The sequence below is a fragment of the Pyxidicoccus caerfyrddinensis genome (assembly GCF_010894405.1).
Classification (GTDB): Bacteria; Myxococcota; Myxococcia; order Myxococcales; family Myxococcaceae; genus Myxococcus; species Myxococcus caerfyrddinensis.
Map to the genome: position 1 here is coordinate 198,616 of NZ_JAAIYA010000021.1, position 16,450 is coordinate 215,065.

Here is a 16,450-nt window from a genome sequence, read left to right on the forward strand (position 1 = left end):
TCCTACTCCTTCCTGAGAAGCTTCAAGAGCCGGTCGAGGTCATCGTACGAAAAGAAGTCCACCTCGATGGTGCCCTTTCCGGGGCTGCGTTCAGTGAGCCGAACCTTCGTCCCCAGTCGCCGCTGAAGCTCCTCCACCAGTGACTTCACCTGCGGGCTCTGCTTGGGCGGCGACTTGCCCGCATCCTTCTTGCCCGAGGAGCGACTCTGCTGGACGAGCCGCTCCGTGTCACGCACGGAGAGCTTCTTGTCCGCGACCTGCTTGGCCAGGTTCTGCAGCTCCGGCAGGCGCGGCACCCCGAGCAGCGCCCGCGCGTGGCCCATGCTCAGCGAACCGTCCGCCACCATGACCTTCACGTCGTCGGGCAGCGCGAGCAGCCGCAGGGCGTTGGCCACCGTCGAGCGCTCCTTGCCCACGCGCTGGCTGACCTGCTCCTGCGTGAGCTTGAACTCCTCGACGAGCCGCTTGTAGCCCAGGGCCTCTTCAATCGGGTTGAGGTCCGAGCGCTGGAGGTTCTCCACGAGGGCCAATTCGAAGGCCTGGACCTCCGTCACATCCTTGACGATTGCGGGCACTTCCTTGAGGCCCGCGGCCTGGGAGGCGCGCCAGCGGCGCTCGCCGGCGATGATGCGGTAGCCGTCACCGTCCTTGCGGACGAGGATGGGCTGGAGCACGCCCTGAGCCTTGATGGACTCGGAGAGCTCCTTGAGCTTCACCTCGTCGAAGTGCTGGCGCGGCTGCTCCTTGTCGCGGTGGATGGACTCGATGGGCAGCTTGAGGACGCCGGCCTTGTTGGCGGCCTGCTCGGCGGCCTTGTTGTTGGTCGCGGGGGAGGCCTGGGGGATGAGGGCGGAGAGCCCTCGGCCGAGCGCCCGCTTCTGCGTGTCTGCTTTCACCACGTCGTGACTCCAGCGCCGCGGCGACTTTCACGGCGGCCATGAACGACAAAGGCTCCCCGGCAACCTCGGAGAGCCCCCGCTGCTTCCGGAAGACTTCGGCTCACTTCAGGCCACGCGCCGGCGCGGCGACTTGGGAGTGTCGCGCTTCATGAGCTCGCGGCCGAGCGCCAGGTAGCTCTCGCAGCCCTTCGACTTGATGTCGTAGAGGATGATGGGCTTGCCGAAGGACGGGCACTCGGACAGGCGCACGTTGCGCGGGACGACGACTTCGAAGACCTGCTTCTTGAAGTAGCCGCGCACCTCGTCGACGACCTGGTGGGCGATGTTCGCGCGCGCGTCGAACATGGTGAGGAGGATGCCCTCCATCTGCAGGTCCGGGTTGAGGCCCTGCTTCACCAGGTCGATGGTGTGCGTGAGCTGCGAGAGGCCCTCGAGCGCGTAGTACTCGCACTGCAGCGGGATGAGCACGGAGTCCGCGGCGGCGAGCGCGTTGAGCGTGAGCAGGCCCAGCGACGGCGGGCAGTCGATGATGACGTAGTCGTACTCGGCGGCCAGGGGGCGCAGGGCATCGCGGAGGCGGAACTCGCGGCGCTCCTGGTTGACGAGCTCGACTTCGGCGCCAGTGAGGTCCGGCGTGGCGGGGATGACCTGGAGGTAGCGCAGCTCGGTGGGGTGGAGCAGCTCCTTGACGGGGCGGCCGTTGAGGAGCGCGTCGTAGATGGTGCCGTGGAGGTCGTCGCGCTTGAGGCCGAGCCCGCTGCCGGCGTTGCCCTGCGGGTCCATGTCCACCAGCAGCGTGCGGCGCTCGGCGGAGGCGAGGCTCGCGGCGAGGTTGATGGCGGTGGTGGTCTTCCCCACGCCGCCCTTCTGGTTGGAGATGCAGATGATACGACCCACGTGGCCCATCCTCTCTCTTCCCCGGCCTGTGCCAGGGCCCCGCGCGTGAAGCCGTGCACGGTTGCGCGCTGATCCACGCTCCTAGCACCCGCTTCGGGGGAGGATCAAATTGTCGGCGCCCCTCGCCTCCCTGCTCTCTTCGCCGTGTTTCCGCGAGGGAGGACGCGGACGGCGCGAGGGCACCACGGGCACGGTGGATGGGCACGATTCGGTGACGGCGTCATCGCGTGAGTCGGTGGGGTGGAGCTGTCCGCGGCAGGGGGCCGTGTGAGCACGGTCGCGGTGCCCGACTCGGGTTGAGTGCTCGCGTGTCCCGGGGTGCGGTGCCGAGGGCCCGTGGCTGGGCGGGGCCGTGGGTGCCGAGGCGGGTTGGTTCCCGCTCCCTATATAAAGGAGGTGGCGCCCGTTCCCGTCCTTGTGGCTAGAGGCAGGGTTCCACGGGTCGCTGGCCTGGGTGCTGGGGAGGCTAGGGGGAATTGGGCCGGGAATGGGCGGCTTCATTCCGGTCTGGTGGGCTTGGCTGCTTGGACCGGGAGGGCTCTCATGTCAGGCCCCTCTATGAGGATGCGGACATGCGGTCTGCTGCGGATGCGGTGGACCCTGGGCTGGCTCGCCGGCTGTGGGTCCGACCAGGGAAGCAGGCGAGTTCCTGTGAGCCGTGGGTGGTTCAAGGCGTCCGAGCGCGCCGCTGAGCAGCCGCCCGATGGACGGCTGCGTCGCACGGACTCGCGATGGAGGGGCCGCCGCGCAAGGAATCGCCACTGAGGAGCTTCATCGCAGCGGGTCTCGATGCGTGGCACCGGAGGTCGGGTGTACCGGGCCAGCTCGCGGTCGAGTCGGTTCGATGGACCGAGTGAGGCTCGGCTCCGTGTGATTCAAGCTTCGGACCTGTGAGACCTGCGCAGCATGCGGACCGAAGTGGAGGCGTGATGGCCCCACGCTGTTCCTGGCTGCCGGTGGGACCTGTGCGGTCTCGAGTTCGAGCGCGCGCGGTGAAGCATCGGCGCGTGGCCTGGCAACAGCCGCGCCTCCGCGTTGTCCGCGCGCAACGAGTTCCGATGAAGCTCGCGTCTCCCGGGCTATCGGGAGCGACTTCCATGCGTGGACTCGGGCGCGGTGATGCAGGTCATTGCCAGGCAGCCCAAGGTTTCCGGCCAACTGCCGGGGAGCCCATGCCCGGCAGTCCCCGCGGTTCCCTTCCCCATGCAGTGAGCCGCATGGGCGGACACGGATGGGATGCGGCTGCACCTGGACTTCGGTGAAGCCCGCGCTCCGGGTCGCCGCAGTGGCGTCACGTCGTGGCGGTGACGGCCATGTGAGCCGTGTTCCAGTCGCGGCATGCGCCCCAGTGCTGGCTCCTGCTCGCGGACCGCTCCCTGAGCAGAGGCATGCGCTGCCGGCATTCGGTCGGGGACTCCCGCCCCCTCCCCTCTGGTTCCGGCTCGCGTGCGACCACTGCCGGCCAGCGCACGGGGCTGAGCTTGAGCCGCGCGCTCCATTGGTCAGCACCCTGCCCATGAGCAGGCTTCCCGCCACGCAGTGCCGAAGCGACGTCATCCCCGGTTCCATGCGAGCCGCGTTCGCGCGCCGGACCGGGTTCCCGCGAGCATGAGGGTCAAAGGCCGACGCATCCGCAAGCCGCACGGCCCGAGATACCCAGGCGCAGTCCCCAGCGTCGACAGGGATGGACCGAGCCACCGCTGATGCGGGCACCACGGCGACGGAGGTCACGGAGTTCCTTGCCTGGAGGCCCCGGACTCAGGCTCGAAGCGCATGCTCCGGTCCCGGGTGAAGCGAGCTTCCGCCACCACGCATCTCCGCCCCGCCGCCTTCCCACCATGGGACGTCCGCAGGGCACTTCGCGCGGACTGCGGACCACCGTCGCTCTCCGGCAATGACTGACCATGCGCATGCGCGGTTCTCTCCCGCGAGGGCCCGGTCGTTGCGCTTGCGAAGAGCCCGAGGTCGAACGCGGCGTCAGCGCCTTCACTGCGCCGCACGACTCCGCCGCAAGTCGCGGTCGCTTCCTGAAAGCACCGCATGCCGTGCATCCATGTTCGGCGTGTCCCGCCTCGGGCCCCATGAGCCCGCGCAGCGATGGGTTGCGTCCCTTGGACGGCATCCGCGCGGAAACAGCCTGCGGCATGCAGCCCCCACCGCTTCATGCGGACCGCATGGCGGATGAGGCACGAATCTCGGAGCTTCACGGTGGATGGCTCCGCCTTCCCGAGATGCGGCATGCAGTGGTTCGGTAGCCACGGACCTGTCGCCCTGCGCGGGAATGCGGTGCCTCCACGTTCCACGTGGAACGGGTCAGTCCCCATCGGCGGCGCAGGCCTCGCTTCTGCGCGACAGGGGCCAGTGGCTGGGGGCACCCGGGGCATGCCGGAAGCCCTTGATGGAGTTCCTTCATCCGTCGGTCGGGGCGCGGCACCGAGCGCCTCGCCCCGACCGCAACGTCAGCGCCGTGGACGCGATGTGCTGGCAGGTGCAGGCGGATGGGCTCCCGTTCCACGTGGAACCCGACTCCGCCTTCCACGCCACCGTGGTGGCTCCGCCTCCAGACTTCGCGCGAAGGCGTCCACGGGACTCAACCAGCACCGCACGTGGACCGCTCCCTGTCCCGCCAACACTGCAGGGAGCGGCTGCGGCAGGACCCCAGGTTCCACGTGGAACGGGTCGCCGCGCGGTGTCTGCGTCAGAAGCGGCTGCGGCAGGACCCCACGTTCCACTTGGAACGGGTCGCCGCACGGTGTCTCCATGCAGAGCGACTGCTGCGGGACCCCACGTTCCACGTGGAACGGGCCGCTCGCTGCACGGTGTCTCCATGCAGAGCGACTGCTGCGGGACCCCACGTTCCACGTGGAACAGGCCGCCGCACTCTGCCTGCGTCAGATGCGGCTGCGGTGGGACCCCACGTTCCACGTGGAACGGGTCGCTGCACGGTGTCTCCGCGCGAACTGCCGGCGCCAGACCTTCACGCTCCAGGTGGCACGCCCCCAGACCTCTTGCCGCTGCACGGCGCCTGCGCGAAGCGACAGCCAACGGCATCCACGTTCCACGTGGAACGCTTCCGACATCTCGGCACCACGCGGTGTCTCCGTGTGAAGCGACGGCCAACGGCGTCCACGCTCGACGCGGCACATGCCCCGGACTGCTCGCCGCCGCACGGCGCCTCCGCGCAAGGCATGAACTGCAGGCCTCCAAGCTTCACGTGGACCGCTTCGTGCCCGACTGCCAGCGCGCGGTGTCTCCACGCGACGCGACCGCCAACGGCATCCACGTTCCACGTGGAACGCGCCCTGACCTCTCGGTTCCGAACCAGGCCTCCGCACGAAGCGGCGGCGTCAGGCTCCCATGCTCCAGATGGAGAGCGCCTCGCCCTCACCACCGCGAGCCGTCTCCGCGCATGAGTCGATGGCGAAGGGACTCCCTGTTCCACGTGGAACCAGACGCCGTGCACATCACTCTTCCCGGCATCGTGAGCACCAGCCCGCCTCCACGACAGTGCCGGTGATGAGCCATCGCGATCCACGTGGAACGTGCCCGCGTCGCTCCCCTGCTCCGCGCATGGGCTCCACAGGTCCGCATGAAGTCGCGACCACGGAGCACCGAGGTTCCACGTGGAACAGCCCCATGTCCTCAACCACGAATCGTGGCCGCTGAACCTGCTCCTGGCTGCCTGACAGCGTGGTTCAGGGGCGCGTCTGCGTTCCACGTGGAACACGACCGCGCTTCCGCAGGCCATGCCGCGAGGCCATCGCTGACTTGCTTCGGTCCGCGTGAAACTCGAAGTGAAGCCATCCACGTTCCACGAGGAACACGACCGCGCTTCCGCGGACCGCGCCGCGAGGCCATCGCTGACTTGCTTCGGTCCGCGTGAAACTCGAAGTGAAGCCATCCACGATCCACATGGAACGGGATGCCGCGAGGCTCAGTTCAGCGGCGGTTCGAACCAGCGTCGCCTTAGAGCTTCATCGCGCAGCTCACGCTCCACATGGGATGCCTCGCCACACCGGTCAGCCCCGCGGCGGTCTGAACCGGTAGGCGCAAAGCACCACGTGACGCTGACCACGTTCCACGTGGAACGCGAGGTCACACGGCCCGGGTTCGCGGGTAGCTGGCGTCGGTGCGCATGAAGCACTCGTTGAAGCGCATCGCGCTCCGCGAGGCTCGTGCTCCCGCACGATCCAGCCCAGCGAGAGGCTGGACCGGAAAGCACAACGCACGTGCTGAAGCCGGTAGCGCGGTGCCTGGAGCCCATGTCGTGCGGGTGGGCGTGATGACGGCTTGAAGCGATGCGCATGAAGCACTCGATGCACGTGGCCGTGTTCCACGTGGAACGTGATGCCGCGCGAGTTGATGCGGTGGTGGTTTGAACCGGCAGGCTTGAGTCCTCACCTGTCCGGCTGTGCGCCCCTGCACCTGACACCGCGCATGGCCGGCCGGAAGCAGTTCGCGGTGGATGGACTGAAGGACTGAGTGAAGCCGCCCGCGTTCCACGTGGAACACGCGCGGTGCTCGCGCGAACGCGGTTCGAACTGCTGTGCACGAAGGAGCGGATGGGCCACCTTCGTTCCACGTGGAACGCGACGGCGCCCGCGCGCGTGCGAGCGTGGTCTGAACTGCTGCGCCTGGCGGTGCGAATGGAACGGCCGTGTTCCACGTGGAACCTGGCGTCGCTCACGCCAGTGCGCACGCGGTCCGAATCGCTGCGCATGAGGGACCGGATGCGTCGCCGCGTTCCACGTGGAACCTGGCGTCGCTCACGCCAGTGCGCACGCGGTCCGAACCGTTGCGCCTACGGAACCGGAGGGGCCTCCGTGTTCCACGTGGAACCTGACGGCGCTCACGCCTGAGAGACCGTGGCTCGGAACCGGCGTGCTTGATGAAGCCACCCTCGTTCCACGTGGAACTCGCGGCTGCGTCGTTCAACTCAGCATCGGTTCGACCACGTGCTCTCGAGGAACGGGCTGGAGCCATCGCGCTTCACGCGGGACGCGATGTCATCCGCGCCCGTGGTTCGAACCGAGGTGCTCGAGGACGGAGCCGCCCGTGTTCCACGTGGAACGAGAACACGGTGCGGCGCAGTCACCGCGGACGCGCCCACTGCCGCGCATGGACGCGCTGGACCGGGCACCTCGTTCCACGTGAAACACCGTCCCTGCGCCGCGGCAGTTGAGCCATCTCCTCCGCCGCGCTCCGCCGGCCGCATGCTTCGCCGCACCAGGTTCCACGTGGAACAGCAGGACGCCATCGGCCGCGCGCATCCATGCGCTCGCCAGGAACACCTCCCAGTCCACGACGCGCCGTGGCCTCTCGCCATCAACACGCCACGAACACCTCACCGTCCACGCGCCTTGGACCGCCCGCGCGTGCCACGAAACCCTCACCACTCCGCGCGCCTCCCCTCCCGCCGCGCCAACGTCTTCTCCCTGACGGGCGCGCCCGGGCCTGTCGTTGACGGAGGTGCTCGCGTCGGGTCACCTCGAAGCCCAATGCCTGAGCGCTCAGCCCCGCCCGAACCTCCGACAGACGACGAGCTGCACTTCCGTACCTTCGCCGCGGCCATGCCCCAGATTGTCTGGACCGCCACCGCCACCGGCGAGACGACCTACTTCAACCCCGCCTGGCACGCCTTCACCGGACTGCCCACGCACGTGCTCGGCGCGGCGGCCTGGGATGCCGCACTTCATCCCGATGAGCTCACCTCGACCGTGGCCATCTGCAGGCAGGCCGATGCCACGGGCTCGCCCTTCTCGCTCGAGCTGCGCCTTCGCCGCGCGGACGGCACCTGGCGCTGGCACCACACCCAGTCCATGCCCGTGAAGAACCCGGACGGCTCCGTCCGCTTCCGGCTGGGCACCGCCATCGACATCCACGAACAACGGCTCGTCCGCAGCCGGCTCGAAGAGAGCGAGCAGCGGCTGGCCCTGGCACTCGAGTCCTCCTACCTGGGTACCTGGGACTGGGACATCGCCACCGACTCGCTGCGCTTCGACCCGCGCTGCGAGCAGGTCTTCGGCATCGCACCGGGCTCGTTCCGCGGCACCTTCCGTGCGGACTTCATCCAGCTCGTTCACCCCGACGACCGCTCCCGCGTCGTCGCGCATGTCGAGGCCAGCATCCGCGAGCACTCCTCCTACCGCCTCGAGTACCGCACCGTCTGGCGCGACGGCGGCATCCACTGGGTCCAGTCGCTCGGCCGCGCGTACTACGACGCGGTGACGGGCCTGCCCACGCGCATGGCCGGCACCGTCACCAACATCGACGAGCGCAAGACGCAGGAAGCTCGCTTCGAGCACCTCGTGCAGACCGCCGGACTCGGGCTCTGGTACTGCGACCTGCCGCTCGACGTCATGGACTGCAACGCCATCTACCGCCAGCAGCACGCTCTCCCCGCCGAAGGCCCGGTGACACGAGCGCGGTTGCACGAGTGCGTCGCCCCGGAGGACGTGCCCCGAGTGGCCGAAGCCTTCCAGCGCGCGCACTCGGAACGGGTGCCTTATGACGTCCGCTACCGCGTGCTCGTGCCCCGCGACGAGGGCGGCGGCGTCCGGGTCCGGTGGGTCCACGCCCAGGGCCGCGTCTCCTTCGACGCGCACGGCACGCCGAAGCGGTTCGACGGACTCACGCGCGATGTCACCGCCGAGCAGCAGCTCGAGGAGTCCCTACGCCAGACGCTGCAGGAGAAGAACGAGTCACTCCAGACGCTGGAGCTGGTGAACTCGACGGGCCAGGCGCTGGCCGCGGAGCTCCAGCTCGAGAAGCTGGTGCAGGGCGTGACGGACGCGGCGACGCGGCTGACCAAGGCCGCGTTCGGCGCGTTCTTCTACAACGTGCTCAACGAGCGTGGTGAGTCGTACATGCTGTACACGCTCTCCGGCGTGGCGAAGGAGGCGTTCTCGAAGTTCCCCATGCCTCGCTCGACGCCCGTGTTCGAGCCCACCTTCAAGGGCACGGGCATCGTCCGCAGCGATGACATCACGAAGGACCCACGCTACGGCCACAACCCGCCGCGACGCGGAATGCCCGAGGGCCACCTGCCCGTGCGCAGCTACCTCGCCGTGCCCGTCATCTCGCGCTCGGGCGAGGTGATGGGTGGCTTGTTCTTCGGCCACCCCACCCCGGGCACCTTCACGGCTCGCGAAGAGACGCTCGTCGCGGGGCTCGCGGCCCAGGTCGCCGTGGCCATGGACAACGCCCGGCTGTTCCAGCGCGCGCAGGAGGCCATCGCTTCACGCGACACGTTCCTGTCCATCGCCTCGCACGAGCTGCGCACGCCCATCACCTCCATGAAGATGCAGGCGCAGTACGTGCGCAAGCGCATCTCCGCGGGCGACCCGGCCGCCTTCGAACCCGAGCGCGTCACGCGGCTCGTCGAGCAGACGGAGCGCTCCATCGGCAGGCTCAGCCGGCTCGTCGAGGACATGCTCGACATCTCCCGCATCGCCACGGGGCGGCTGAACATCCAGCCCGAGCCGGTGGACCTCGCCGAGCTCACCGGTGACGTGGTGGAGCGCTTCCGGCAGCAACTCACCGAGGCCGGCCATGGGCTCGAGCTGCACCTGGCGTCCGGCGTCGTTGGACGGTGGGACCGCTACCGGCTGGAGCAGGTGCTGACGAACCTGCTCACCAACGCGCTCAAGTACGCGCCGGGCACGCCACTCAAGGTGACGGCGCAAGCGGTGGGGAGCTCGGCACGGGTGGAGGTGCAGGACCGCGGACCGGGCATCCCTCCCGAGTTCCAACACCGCATCTTCGAGCGCTTCGAGCGGCTCGTCGGCGCGAGCGAGGTCAGCGGGCTCGGCCTCGGACTGCACATCGCCCGGCACATCGTCGAGGCACACGGAGGCACGTTGCGCGTGCGCAGCGCGGTTGGCGACGGCGCAGCCTTCATCGTGGAGCTTCCCGTCGCGGGGCCTGCGGACTTCGCGGCCCCGACTCAGGAGCGCGGCGCCACGAGCTCCGCGACGTAGGCCTGCTCGTGCCGGGGCTTCGGACGTCGAAGTGCTCGCTTACGCGCGCGGCGTCACGGGCTCCACGAAGTACGCCTGCTTGTGCCGGGGCTTCGGACGTCGAGGTGCTCGCTCACGCGCGCGGCGTCACGGGATTCATGAAGCAGTCCGCTTGTGCAGGGCCCCGGTCGCCGCGGCTCCGACTCAAGAGCGCGGCGCCACCGGCTCCACGAAGTACGCCTGCTTGTGCCGGGGCTCGGCGTCGTACGCCGCGGCGAGCTTGCGCGCGACGTCCTCGCTCGGATGCACGGCCACTTCCACACGGTTGCCGTGCTCATCCTGGCGGATGACGGCCCAGCCACTTCGCGGCGGCTTCGACTGCGACTGCGGCGGCGGTGTTCCACGGGCCTCGACGGCGTACCACTGCTTGTGGGCCCGGGCCTCCATCAGCCGCGCGAGGCACTCGGCACGGGCGCGGACCTGCATCACGCAGACGTCATGGCGATTGCCCGTGTCGTCCTGCCGGTAGACGGCCCAGCCGTTCCTCGCGCGAGGCTTCCCCTCATCCGCGCGCCACTCCACTTCCGCGCTCCACCAACCGAGGTGCGCGAGCGCGTGGTCGATTTCCTCCGCGTCCGTGAAGACCTGGAACGAGTCAGTACGCTCGCGGTAGAGGGCCACCACCGTCAGGCCGCAGTCCGCGCGCCAGAGCCAGAACTCCGTCGGCCCGAGCCCATCACCTTGCGCATCCCTTCCGTGCGGCGGCCCGAGGCGTCGCTCGAAACCGGCACGCGACTCGCGCGCGAGCACGTCGTGGTTGCGGTCGTACATCCAGACGAGTGGCCCTTCCGTGCGCAGCGGCTTCATCCGTGGCACCCCCACCACGAAACTAACGGTGGGCCCGCGCCGCGCCACTCGCGCGGCGCTCCGTCACGCCCTTCGCTGAAACGTGCCAACAGTTCCGCGAACGGGCACAGCGCCGCACCTCACCTGTCACTTCCCCGCGTGGAACAGATAGCCGGCCGCGAGCTGGTACAGCTCCCGCTCCAGCAGTCCGCCCTTGAGCAATTCGGGGCGCTCGGTGACGGCCTTGTGGGTCAGCGCTTCGAGTGCAGTCTCGAGAATCACCGCCGCGACCGCGGGCTGCATGCCCCTGGGCAGACGCCGCGCGTGGGCGCGGAGGAACCGCTCAATCAATTCCGTGATGCGCCGATTCGTGTCCATCACCTCCGCGATGCGCCCCACGCGCGGCACCTGCTCGAAGAGGATTTTGTGGAGCGAGGGAGAGATGCGGTGCGTATCCACGCCGAGACGGATGATGGCGCGCAGGCCGTCCTCGAGCGATGCACCTCCCAATCCGGCGAAGGCTTCCTCCGCGACCTGGACCATCTCTCCGGCGTGACGCTCGATGAGCGCGGCGACCAGGGCCTCCTTGCTCGGAAAGTATTGGTAGAGCGAGCCCACGCTCACGCCGGCCCGCTCGGCGACTCGCGCGGTGGTCGCCTTTTCGTAACCGTGTTCCACCAGAACCTGAGCCGCCGCTTCGAGCAACGCGTCCACCGTCGCCCGTGAGCGCGCCTGACGCGGCAGTTTCCGAGGGGTTGTCTCGACGGACGTCATGCGTTTCGGGCGCTCCTGAATGCGAATACCGAATGTGACGAAACATTCGCATATTGCTTCCGCGTCAACAACGGAGGCACGCATGGAAGGTCGAAGCACTTCGGAAGCTCGGAACAACAACGGCAAGGTGGTCCTGGTGACGGGCGCATCCTCGGGCCTCGGCCGGGCCACGGCGGCGCGGCTCGTCCAGCGCGGCCACCGCGTCTACGGCACCAGCCGGCAGCCGGCGGGTGAGACGGACTGGCCCATGCTCACGCTCGACGTGTGCTCGGACGGTTCGGTGGAGGCTTGCGTCGGTGAGGTGCTCGCTCGTGAAGGGCGCATCGATGCGCTGGTGAACAACGCCGGCTACGCCTTCATCGGCGCGGTGGAGGAGACGCGCCTGGAGGATGCGCGCGCGCAGCTGGAGACGAACTTCTTCGGCGCGCTGCGGATGATGCTGGCGGTGCTGCCGACGATGCGCGCGCGGGGCTCGGGGCACATCGTCAACATCAGCTCGCTGTCGGGTGCGGTGGCGGTGCCGTTCCTCGGTGCGTATGCGGCGAGCAAGCACGCGCTGGAAGCCATGTCGGAGGCGCTCGCGCACGAGCTGCGCGACACGCGGCTCCGAGTCACGCTCCTCGAGCCCGACGGCATGCGCACGCGCATCGGCTTCCACCATCCCCACGTCGAGCACCCGGAGCTCGCGCCCCGGCGCAAGCGGCTGGTGTCCCTGCTGGAGCGGGCGACGCGCGAGGAAGGGAATGACCCCGACCTGCTGGCCCGCGTCGTGGAACAGGTCATCGAAGACAGTGCGCCGCCGCTACGCATCGCCATCGGCGAGGGGGCGAAGCGGCTCATCGAGGCCCGCCGCACCTTGTCCGAAGCTGAGTTCAGCAAGCTGCTGGCCACGGCCCTCCAGCTCGACACCGACACGGTTGCAGCTTGAGGAGGCGGTGATGACGGGCCTGTGCTTCACCATCGCCACGGAGCTCGCGGCGATTGCCGACCCTCGTCATGCCCGGATGCTCGGTGACTTCGCAGCGCCGCGCGACGCGATGCTCGGCGTCATCCGGATTGGCGTGGAGGGAACGGAGGGCTTCTGGGAGCGCCATGACGGAGGGGACGAGCTGCTCGTGCTCGTCTCCGGGCGCATGACGATGACACTGCGTCCGGCGAGCGGACCGGACCAGGCGCATGACCTCGGTGCGGGAGACGCGCTGCTGATACCGAGAGGCGTGGCCCACTCAGGGCGGCTGCACACGCCCGAGGTCCACATCCTGTTCGTCACGCCCCGCGACGGGAACGAGGCGTGGACCGAACATCCCGAGGGAAAGCGCCGGCACTGAGCGGCGCACCGCGCGGGGGAGCGGCCCGGGTCCTCGCTGTCATGCGAGGGCCCGGGTCTGTTCCACGGAGCGGGCATCCGCGAGCCTCCGGGGCGGAGTACCTGGTTGGCGCCCCCCTACCCTGCTCTGGCGTGCGCACCGGAAGGAACGTTCCTTCCACGACGGGCGCCGCCGCCCGGCCCTCCTCCGACTCGGGCACCGGAAGGAACGTTCCTTCCACGACGGGCGCCGCCGCCCGGCCCTCCTCCGACTCGGGCACCGGAAGGAACGTTCCTTCCACGACGGGCGCCGCCGCCCGGCCCTCCTCCGACTCCGGTACCGGAAGGAACGTTCCTTCCGCGACGGGTACCGCCCTGCCCTACTCCTTCGCGAACACGGCGACCTGCCGCTCCGCTCCGGAGAACGGCAGCCGGTACGCCCGCGCGGACACGACGCGCAGCTGCCGCTCCGCCGCGCGCGCCGCCAGCTCCGCATCCGTCTGCGCCTTGCCGAGCATCGCCACCACGCGCCCGCCCGGCGCCACGTACCCCGGCGCCAGCGCGAGCCAGTCCGGCAGGTCCATGAACGCTCGCGCAATCAGCAGCTCCGCGCGCGGAATCCCCTCCGCCTCCGGCTTGCCCTCCGCTCGCGCGTGCAGCCCTCGCACGCCCTGCAACCCGAGGCTCGCCGCCGCCGCCTTGATGAACGCCACCTTCTTCCCCACCGCGTCCACCAACGTCACGCCCAGCGCCGGCAGCGCCAGCTTCAACGGCAGCCCCGGGAAGCCCGCGCCCGCGCCCAAATCCAGCAGCGTCGCCGCGCCCGTCACCTCCGGCAGCACCGCCAGCGAGTCCAGGAAGTGCTTCTCCAGCACCTCCTCCGGCGCGGTAATCGCCGTGAGGTTCACCTTCGCGTTCCACTTCAGCAGCTCGGCCATCAGCCGCTGCAGCTGGGGCCCCACGCCCTCCGGCACCACCACGCCCAGCGCCCGGCTCCCGGATGCCAGCAGATCTACGAACCGCGCGTTATCCACAACGCCTCCACAGCCAACAGGCCCACAACCCCCCGGAATCACTCAGGTGGCGACGGCCCTCAAAGTTTCCCACACGTTATCCACAGCCCGGTTCCTGATCACTCCACCGGCTGTCCACAGCCGCCAGACGCCCCACTGCCCCGCTTCAGCGCCACCAGCAGCAGCGACACCGCGGCCGGCGTCACCCCCGGAATCCGCCGCGCCTGCCCCACCGTCCCGGGCCGGTGCGCCGTGAGCTTCTCCACCGCCTCCGAGCTCAACCCGCGCACCTCCCGGAAGGCGAAGCCCTCCGGAATCCGCCACCGGTCCGTCGACTCCGCCTCGCGCGCCGCCGCCCTCGCCGCCTGGGCAATGTAGCCCTCGTACTTCACCTCCACCTCCACCTCGTCGGCCACGTCCTCCGGCAGCGCGGGCCAGTCCGCCCTCCCCTCCCCCAGCTGCGCATACGTCACCTCCGGCCGCTTCAGCCGCGCCGCCAGGCCCGAGCGCTTCAGCCGCGCCACCTCGTCCGCCACCGCGCGCGCACGCGCCTCGGCCCGCTCCAGCGCCTCGCGAGGCAACAGGCCCACGCGGTGCCCGTGACAGGCGAGCCGCAGGTCCGCGTTGCCCTCGCGCAGCTTCAGCCGGTGCTCCGAGCGGCTGGTGAACATGCGGAACGGCTCGTCCACGCCCTTCGTCACCAGGTCGTCCACCAGCACCGCGCCGTGCGCCTCGTCGCGGCCGAGCAACAGCGGCGGCTCGCCCTTCACCGCGAGCGCCGCGTTGATGCCGGCCCACAGTCCCTGGAAGGCGGCCTCCTCGTAGCCCGAGGTGCCGTTGAGCTGCCCCGCGAAGTACAGGCCCGCCACGGCCTTCGCCTCCAGCGTGGACTCGAGCTGCGTGGGCGGCGCGTAGTCGTACTCCACCGCGTAGCCGTAGCGGACCACCTCCACCTGCTCCAGGCCCGGAATGGTGCGCAGGAAGGTGAGCTGCACGTCCGCCGGCAGGCTGGTGGACAGGCCCGCGGGGTACACCAGCGGCGACGTGGGCCCTTCGGGCTCCAGGAAGACCTGGTGACGCTCGCGCGCGGCGAAGCGCACCACCTTGTCCTCCAGCGACGGGCAGTAGCGCGGGCCCCGGCCGACAATCTCCCCCTGGTACAGCGGCGAGCGGTGCAGGTTGTCGCGCAGCACCTGGTGCGTCTGCAGCGTCGTCGCGGTGATTCCGCAGACGACGTCGGGCTGCCTCGGGAACGGCGCGCCCGCCGCGACTTCCCCCTTCGTGCGCCAGGAGAACGGGCGCGGTGGGAAGTCCCCGGGCTGCGGCTCCACCGCGTCCCAGTCGATGCTCGCGCGCGCCAGCCGCGCCGGCGTGCCCGTCTTGAAGCGGCCCAACGTGAAGCCCAGCGCGCGCAGCGAGTCAGACAGGCCGCGCGCGGCGTCGTCACCCAGGCGCCCGCCGACCTCCTTCTTCTCGCCCACGTGCATCAGCGCCTGGAGGAAGGTGCCCGTGGTGAGCAGTACCGCGGCGGCCTCCACCTGCGTGCCGTCTCCCAGCACCACGCCCGCCACCCGGCCGCCCTCGGCGACGATGGCGGACACCTCGCCCTCGCGCACGGTGAGGTTCGGCTGCGAGAAGAGGACGGCCCGCATCCCCGCCGAGTACGCCTCGCGGTCGCACAGCACGCGCGTGGCCTGGACGGCCGGGCCCTTGGAGGCGTTCAGCGTCTTGAAGTGCGTGCCGGCCGAGTCCGCCGCGCGGCCCATCTCGCCGCCCAGCGCGTCCAGCTCGCGCACCAGGTGGCCCTTGGCGGTGCCACCCACGGCGGGGTTGCAGCTCATCACCGCCGCGCGGTCCTTCTTGAGGGTGAGGCCCAGCGTGGCCAGTCCCATCCGCGCGCAGGCGAGCGCCGCCTCGCAGCCCGCATGGCCCAGGCCCACCACGATGACGTCGTATCGGAGTCCCATCGCTCACGAGGGTCGCCGAGGGACACCGGCACCTGACAGCGCCCCGGCTTCCGTCCTGGCGCCCGAGCACCCTGGCTCCGCGCGCCGCGACCTTTCGCGCCTCCGTATGTCTCCGGCGCGAGCCCTTGGCAAGCAAAGGCCCTACTCCAAGGGGCGTCCGACGGGACGAGCGCCCCACCCTTCCCTCTCCTTTGGGATTTTACGGGAGCGCACGAGGCAGGCAGTGGGAGGGGTTGAGGCCTGCCTGCCTCGCGCGCACCGGCCACCCTCCGGAAGGCCGAGCCAGAACTGCTGGCTTCGGCCCCCCGGCCTGGACGGCGTCTTGAAATGTCTCGCGGGACGGTCCGGGTGCGCGTCGCCCTCCCCCGGTGGGCGACACACCTGCCGTCAATGCGGCCCCGAGGGTCCGCCCGCGCTGGCACACGACGCTCCGGGGTCCCCCCAAGGACCGGAGAAAGACGTGCGCCGTCTCCACGCGAGGCATCCCCGGCCCGCGCGGCGAGAGTCTGGTGTCGCGCGACACGGAAGGCGGACCAATCCGTGCGGTGAGGGCGCAAGGGTGGACGCGAGCTCGGGCCTCTAGGGTCCGACGCCTCCGTGTGCGCGACGGGGATATGAATAGCCGAGGGGTCTGACATGCCGGCTGGCGGGGGGCCGGTGCCCCAGGGGAATCGCATCTTCATCCGCGGGGTGGGGCAGGCTTCCGCTTGGAGGGTCTGGGGGTGTAGGCGCCCTTCACCCCCAGCAAGTGGACCAGGTAGCGCTCGTCCCAGCCGGCCTTCTTACGGCG

At 69.9% G+C, this 16,450-nt stretch carries 9 protein-coding genes; 3 read left to right on the plus strand and 6 right to left on the minus strand.

The features are described from left to right. Positions 1–2 precede the first annotated feature (2 nt). On the minus strand, positions 3–899 hold the full coding sequence (locus tag G4D86_RS38210) for a ParB/RepB/Spo0J family partition protein (RefSeq protein WP_163999213.1): 897 nt from the start codon (positions 897–899) through the stop codon (positions 3–5). 105 nt (positions 900–1,004) lie between these two features. After that, a complete protein-coding gene (locus G4D86_RS38215; RefSeq protein WP_163999214.1) occupies positions 1,005–1,796 on the minus strand; it encodes a ParA family protein in 792 nt (263 codons plus the stop codon). Positions 1,797–7,294: 5,498 nt separating this feature from the next. On the opposite strand from G4D86_RS38215, the gene G4D86_RS38220 reads away from it, so the two are divergent. Beyond that, positions 7,295–9,775 (plus strand): PAS domain-containing sensor histidine kinase, encoded by a 2,481-nt coding sequence (locus tag G4D86_RS38220; protein WP_240360695.1) that lies wholly within the window; start codon positions 7,295–7,297, stop codon positions 9,773–9,775. A gap of 183 nt (positions 9,776–9,958) precedes the next feature. Here G4D86_RS38220 and G4D86_RS38225 read toward each other — a convergent pair whose 3' ends face one another. Further along, complete coding sequence (locus G4D86_RS38225) at positions 9,959–10,621, minus strand: hypothetical protein (protein WP_163999215.1); 663 nt, start codon at positions 10,619–10,621, stop codon at positions 9,959–9,961. Between the two features lie 126 nt (positions 10,622–10,747). Next, entirely contained in the window at positions 10,748–11,458 is a 711-nt protein-coding gene (locus tag G4D86_RS38230; protein ID WP_240360696.1) for a TetR/AcrR family transcriptional regulator, read from the minus strand. Here G4D86_RS38230 and G4D86_RS38235 point away from each other — a divergent pair. Together G4D86_RS38235 and G4D86_RS38240 are read left to right on the plus strand one after the other, a co-directional pair. Continuing rightward, positions 11,457–12,302 (plus strand): SDR family oxidoreductase, encoded by an 846-nt coding sequence (locus G4D86_RS38235; protein ID WP_163999216.1) that lies wholly within the window; start codon positions 11,457–11,459, stop codon positions 12,300–12,302. The genes G4D86_RS38230 and G4D86_RS38235 overlap by 2 nt on opposite strands. A gap of 10 nt (positions 12,303–12,312) precedes the next feature. Further along, the gene (locus tag G4D86_RS38240) at positions 12,313–12,702 is read left to right on the plus strand and encodes a cupin domain-containing protein (RefSeq protein WP_163999217.1); all 390 of its coding nucleotides are present in this window, start codon (positions 12,313–12,315) and stop codon (positions 12,700–12,702) included. 358 nt (positions 12,703–13,060) lie between these two features. Here the strand turns inward: G4D86_RS38240 and rsmG are convergent, their stop codons facing one another. Together rsmG and mnmG are read right to left on the minus strand one after the other, a co-directional pair. Then, complete coding sequence (rsmG, locus tag G4D86_RS38245) at positions 13,061–13,714, minus strand: 16S rRNA (guanine(527)-N(7))-methyltransferase RsmG (protein WP_163999218.1); 654 nt, start codon at positions 13,712–13,714, stop codon at positions 13,061–13,063. Positions 13,715–13,812: 98 nt separating this feature from the next. Beyond that, complete coding sequence (gene mnmG / locus G4D86_RS38250; protein WP_163999219.1) at positions 13,813–15,660, minus strand: tRNA uridine-5-carboxymethylaminomethyl(34) synthesis enzyme MnmG; 1,848 nt, start codon at positions 15,658–15,660, stop codon at positions 13,813–13,815. Between the last annotated feature and the right edge of the window lie 790 nt (positions 15,661–16,450).